The organism is Verrucomicrobiota bacterium (assembly GCA_016871535.1).
In the GTDB taxonomy this organism is placed as follows: domain Bacteria; phylum Verrucomicrobiota; class Verrucomicrobiia; order Limisphaerales; family SIBE01; genus VHCZ01.
This window is the reverse complement of sequence record VHCZ01000334.1, coordinates 1-5,903: the sequence shown is the minus strand read 5'-3', so window position 1 is coordinate 5,903 and position 5,903 is coordinate 1. Positions and strand designations below refer to the sequence as shown.

Below are 5,903 nucleotides of genomic sequence, written 5' to 3'. Positions count from 1 at the left end.
CAGGCTGCTTCCGCGCACTCTCCGGAGTCGAGCGTTGAAGCGGCCTAAAGGCCACGGTCCGGAGGAACGGTTCATGGGAAGTTTCCACGGCCAAGAAACCTGCACGCCCAACTTTGAACTTTGAACTTTGAACTTTGAACTCGAAACTCGAAACTCGAAACTCGAAACCCATCGAAAATCTTTACGCTCTCGTATTCCCAGGATGACTCCTCGCGAACTTCCATCCCCTCTGATCAAACCGGCGTGCGACCCGGCGCTCTGGCCGCTTGATCCGAACCTCATCTTTCTGAATCACGGATCGTTCGGCAGTTGTCCGCGCGCCGTCTTGGAGTTCCAGCGCGAAATCCAGAACCGTCTGGAGCGCCAGCCCGTGCAATTCTTCGTGCGCGATCTGGAGGGGTTGCTGGATCAAGCCCGAAGCCGGTTGGCCGAATTCCTCGGCGCGGACCCCGCGGATCTCGTCTTCGTTTCCAATGCGACCTCAGGCGTGAATACGGTGTTGCGATCACTCCAGTTCGAGCCAGGTGATGAGCTCCTGGTAACGAACCACGAATACAACGCCTGCCGCAACGCGCTGAATTTTGCCGCCGAACGATCCGGCGCCCGCGTCATCGTGGCCACCGTGCCTTTTCCCGTGCAACGTCCGGAGCAAGTCGTCGAGAGCATCCTGGGGCGCGTCACACCGCGCACGAGATTGGCCTTGCTCGACCACGTGAGCAGCCAGACCGGGTTGGTGTTTCCGATCGAGCAGCTCGTGACCAAGCTGGCGGAGCGCGGAATCGAAACTTTGATCGATGGCGCCCATGCGCCGGGAATGATTCCGCTGAATCTCCGTTCTATCGGCGCGGCCTGTTACACAGGCAACTGCCACAAATGGCTCTGTGCTCCAAAGGGCGCGGGCTTTCTCTGGGTCCGGCGCGGCCTGCAAAAGGTGATTCGGCCACTCTCCATCAGTCACGGCGCGAATTCATCGCGAACGGATCGCTCGCGCTTCCTGATCGAATTTGGCTGGACCGGCACATGGGATCCTTCGCCGTTCTTGTCGGTGCCTGAAGCGGTGCGCTGCGTGGGAGACCTTTTGCCCGGCGGATGGCCCGAAGTGATGAAGCGGAACCGCGAACTTGTCCTGGACGCGCGAAGGATCCTCTGCCGCGCGCTTAACATCGAATCTCCGTGTCCGGACGAAATGGTTGGATCGCTGGCTTCCTTCCCCATTCCCGACGCGGCCGGTGCCCAGCCGCCGCGCTCGCCTCTTTATTCCGATTCAGACCAGGACAAACTCCGCCTCGAGCACGCAATCGAGGTCCCGATCATTCCCTGGCCGGCGCCGCCGAAGCGATTGCTGCGCGTTTCGGCACAACTCTACAATTCACTCCCGCAATATCAGCGCCTCGCCGAAGCTTTGGCTCGGATATTTCCCGCTGCTTCATCGCCGCAGAAGCATGCCGGGGATCCTTTGATGCGGTAGGGCTGCGCTGCCGTCGCAGCCTTGGGAGCGCCTGGCATCCCTGCCGGCGCGGTGGATGGCGATGCTGGCCAAACCTGCCTTGGTTTTTCGCGTGTTTCGTGGGGATCCAACGTGCCTTACGAACCTGCTTACGGCCCTTGAACCCGGTAGGGCGAGTCCGTCCCCGGCGAGCCGCTCGACGTGCGTGGAACACGTCCGACGCGGCTCGCTGCGGCCAGGCTCGCCCTACCAAGTTCATGGGAAGAACTGCCCGAATCCAGGCTCGGCTGAATCCCTCTCTTGTTACTATGAGAGGGCCAGGAGCAGCGCCATCCCCACGACCGTCGTCAGAATCGTGACGGGAATGCCGAATTTGGCGTAGTCCCAGAAGCCGATCTCCACTTGGCCGCGGGCAGATTCCACAACGATGATGTTGGCGACCGATCCCAGGATGGTGAGGTTTCCGGCGTAAGTCGTCGCCAGCGCCAGCACTTTCCACATCAATTCCGGTTGCGCGAAATTGTTGATCCACTTTCCGGCCACAAGAACGAACGGGACGTTGGAAAAAATATTTGAGCCGAGCGCCGAGAACCAGGCCAGATTCCAGGCCTGCGCCGTCGAGCTCACTCCGAAAATTCCGCGCACCCGCTCGTAGATTTGCTCCGGCAATCCTGTCCCGTTGAGCGCCTCGACAACAACGAACAGCGCCGCGAAGAAGACCAGGAGGTGCCAGTCTACGAGTTTCAGCACCTCATGCGTGTCCCGTCGCGCCAGAACCATGATCAGCGCGCCTCCCGCCAGCGCGGTCCACGCCAAATTGAGGCCGGCGACAAATCCGGCAAAGACTAGCGCCAGCACGGCGAAAGCCAGGGCCAGCAACCCGCGATTCACCGGCCGTGCGCCTTCCTGCGGCCGGTGGATCACTGCCCCGTCCAAGACGCTGCGGAACCCGATTCGAAGCACCGCGTACTGGATGACCAGTCCGACGATCGCCACCGGGACGAGCGCCAGTGAGAAGCGCACGAACGGAATGCGGGAAAGGTGGCCGATAATCATGTTTTGCGGATTTCCCACCAGCGTCGCCACGCTGCCGAGATTGGCACTCATCGAGAGCGCCAGCAGATACGGAGCAAGCGGGAGCTTCCCGCGCACCATCACCGCCACGACGAGCGGCGTCAGCATCAAACAAATCGTGTCATTGACCAGCAGCGCCGAGAGAATCCCGGACGCCAGGATCAAATAAAGGAGCAAGGACTGAGGAGTTTCAGCTTTGCGCAAGATCCAGTCCGCCGCCCAATCGAAAAAGCCGGCCAGGAAAAGGTAAGCGGAAATCAGCATCATCCCCAGCAGCAGGACGAGCGTGTCGTAATCGACGGCCCGATATGCTTGCTCCGGCGTCATGACCCCGGCGGCCACCATCAACACCGATCCGAGCAGCGCCGCGGCGGGCCGGTTCAGCGGCAGAATCTTGAGCCGCCGTCCGCTGATCAGGACGTAAGTGAAGCCGAAGATCAGGATGGCGAGGATTTCTTTGTTCATACGCGTGGCTGCGCGGCCAGAGAAAATCGAAATTGCAGGTGAGTCAAGCTGGAGGGTTGAAGCGTGCCGTCCGATTCTTCGTGCAGCGCGCTGGCGAGGTCGCTGGAAAGGCCATCCGTGGTGCGGTAAACGGTCATGCGTGGGTGCGCCCTCGTTTGGGAGGGTCTGCGACAAAGGCGCGAAAACGCGAAAACAGTTCGGGGGGAGAAGCCCTGGCGACCGCGATTGGCGTTTCTCGCACTCCTGGGACAGAGCAGGAGCCAACTTCGACAACGCACATCGAACCTCGAACTTTGAACCTTGAACCTTGAACCTTGAACTTTGGCTCACCCCACCCGGTTCGCCCGCCAGAGCAGGACGGCGCCGACGGCTTGGAACAAGAAGTTCGGCAGCCAGAGAATCAGGTGCGGCGCGAACTCCGGACGCGCCTGCCACGCTTGTCCCAGCACAAAGAAGCTGTAGTAAATCAACACGAGAATCAGCGCCAGGGCCACGCCGACAGATGTTTCCCGGCGGTGCGCGCGAATGCCCAGCGGGATGCCGATCAAGGCGAACCCCAGGCTGGCGAAGGAGAAAGCAATCTGCCGGTGCAGTTGCACGATGGCCGGAGTCGTGTCCACGCCTTGGGTTTCCAACTTGTGAACTTCCGAGCGCAATTGCGAAAAACTCAGCTCGCTCAACTTCGGTTTTCGCTGCGTTTGCGCATCGCGTTTGAGGTCGAGCGGCTCGGGCTCGAACGAATCCTGAAGCAAGGATTTCCACTCGTGTTGCGCAGATTTGCTTTCCGGAAAAGGCGAGGTCCTCCACAAAGGCTTAAGCAGTCTTCGATGCGCGACGCCGTTCGCGTCCGTGACCGTTTCGTCTTCCAGGGGCAGCGAGTCCTTGGGCTGCTTTTCGCGGGAGATTCGTTGTTCGACGATGGTGTTCTCCAGGAGCAACCGCATTTTGGCCGCCGCCTGGTCCACGATGATCTTGCCGCGTTCAGCGCTGACGCGCGTGACGATTTGGTCGCCTTCGATCCGGTAAAACCGGACGTCACGCAGGTCGTTGCCTTCGCGTTTGCGGACGTAAATGATGCAGCCGGGGATATCATCCACAAAGCGATCCTCGGGCAGGTGCATCGAAGATTGCTCCACGCCCGCACGGAAGAGCAGGTTCTTGTAAGCCACGCGGCACTGGGGCGCGATTTCCAGATTCATGAGGCCGCAAATCACACTCATTCCTGCGCTCAGGAGAAGAATGGGGGTGATGAGCGAAACCAGGCTGACCCCGCCGGCGCGCACGGCGGTCAATTCCTGATCCGCGCTGAAACGGCCAAACACCAGCAACGTGGCCGTGAGCATCCCCATCGGCAGCGCGAACGCCAGCACAAACGGGATCAGCAACGCGACGGCCTGGAGCACCAGGCCCGGCGTGGCCTGGCGATTGACCAGCAGCGCCAGGATTTCTTTCAGAACACTCCCCAGCAGCAACACGAACGTGAACACCGCGACCGTCATGAGCAAGGTCGAAACAACCTGGCGCGTGAGGTAGAGGTGCAGCGTCTTCAAGTTTCGAGTTTCAAGTTTCGAGTTTCAGGTTCCAAATCTTCCAGTGCGGTTGTCCGCACTTCTGTTTTTGTAGCGCAGAGTTGCACTCTGCCGTATCGCCGATTTGCAATCGGCAGCGCGCCGCTAGTTCTTGGCGCAACTGGCCCACCGACGTCCCGCAGGATGCAATCCGATGCAGCAGATTTCAAATCTGCGCTACGGGACGCCGACAACTCGTGGATGCGCTGCAAGTCTTCCGTCCGGTTGAACTTGGAACTCGAAGCCGGGAACTGCTTACGCGCGCAGCGATTTCCAAGGCTCCTGATCGCCCACTTCGACGGTGATCGGCTCGCCGCTGCTCGCTGGCGAGAGCACCGCGAGAAAGTCGAGCAATGTCCCGCCGGTGTTGTAAGTGCCGTGAATGACGCCGGCGGGCAAGTAAAGGGAGTCGCCCGGCCGCATGATCCTCTTTTCCTTCTCCACCCACTGCTCCGCCGTGCCGGACAGGACGTAGAGGATTTCTTCCATCTTCGGGTGAAAGTGGAATTTGTGCGCCTGGCCCGGATGCAAATGGGCGCGGACGAAAAGGAGATCGGTATGCTTCACCATGCCGGGCTTGCAGTACCAGTGATGAATGCGTCCAGGGACCTCCTCGCGCTCGGTTTCGTCGAAGGAGACAAAGCGCCACGTGAACTTCGATGGGTCGGGCATGCGCGCCAGTCTTGAGCGGAATGATTCTCCGTCAAGAATGAAATGCCGCGCGCGGAGTCGAGCGAGCTATCAACACAAAACAGATAACCGCGGATAGCGCGGATGGCCGCGGATAAACACGCCGATCTCCTCATCGAACTCTCCGCGGAATCTGCGATCTCCGCGGTTTCTCGGTTACCGGAGAAGGCCTGGATTCGGCCCTCCTTTGCCAAAGCGCAACGCTGCCGTGAGTTATGTGGCTCCTTTGAGGGAGCGCACGACTCGCTTCCAGTGCAATCGTGCAAATTTGAAATTCAGCAGAATGGCCAATTCCAATCCCGTGATCGCCAAGTAACCCAGCATCTTCGCGAGATGATCGTCCGCGAATGCCGAAATCACCTTCGGATCGACAATGACTTTGCCGTCCACGATCAGGTCTGGGATGAGCGTTCCGACGAGTTGCCCGCGATACCGCACGGGAAATCGCTTCTGTTGCTCGATCTGGAAACCCAGGCCGCGCAGTTCGATCACCAGCGCGTTTTCATAGATCTTCTCGTCGAGTTCTGGCCGCAGTTCGTTCAAGACCTTCATCGCTGCACCGAGAATTTGCCGAGTTAGAGCGTGTCCGAAAATTCCGCGGGGTCCTGTTTTCGCGCCAAAGGCCGGATGGCGAGGCGCGACGAAGGAGAATATCCTCC

Annotated in this window: 5 protein-coding genes; 1 reads left to right on the top strand and 4 read right to left on the bottom strand. The window is 59.9% G+C overall.

Annotated elements, in window-relative coordinates; translation table 11 throughout:
* Positions 1 to 202 precede the first annotated feature (202 nt).
* The gene (locus tag FJ398_25350; GenBank protein MBM3841219.1) at positions 203 to 1,468 is read left to right on the top strand and encodes an aminotransferase class V-fold PLP-dependent enzyme; all 1,266 of its coding nucleotides are present in this window, start codon (positions 203 to 205) and stop codon (positions 1,466 to 1,468) included.
* Positions 1,469 to 1,753: 285 nt separating this feature from the next.
* Here FJ398_25350 and FJ398_25345 read toward each other — a convergent pair whose 3' ends face one another.
* The 4 genes from FJ398_25345 to FJ398_25330 all read right to left on the bottom strand — a co-directional run bounded on the left by FJ398_25345 (position 1,754) and on the right by FJ398_25330 (position 5,796).
* Positions 1,754 to 2,986: an anion transporter gene (locus FJ398_25345; GenBank protein ID MBM3841218.1), complete on the bottom strand. Its 1,233-nt coding sequence runs from the start codon at positions 2,984 to 2,986 to the stop codon at positions 1,754 to 1,756.
* Positions 2,987 to 3,312: 326 nt separating this feature from the next.
* On the bottom strand, positions 3,313 to 4,536 hold the full coding sequence (locus FJ398_25340; protein ID MBM3841217.1) for a YjgP/YjgQ family permease: 1,224 nt from the start codon (positions 4,534 to 4,536) through the stop codon (positions 3,313 to 3,315).
* Between the two features lie 273 nt (positions 4,537 to 4,809).
* Positions 4,810 to 5,226, bottom strand: coding sequence for a cupin domain-containing protein (locus tag FJ398_25335; protein MBM3841216.1), 417 nt, complete (start codon positions 5,224 to 5,226; stop codon positions 4,810 to 4,812).
* Between the two features lie 231 nt (positions 5,227 to 5,457).
* The gene (locus FJ398_25330) at positions 5,458 to 5,796 is read right to left on the bottom strand and encodes a GxxExxY protein (protein MBM3841215.1); all 339 of its coding nucleotides are present in this window, start codon (positions 5,794 to 5,796) and stop codon (positions 5,458 to 5,460) included.
* Positions 5,797 to 5,903 lie beyond the last annotated feature (107 nt).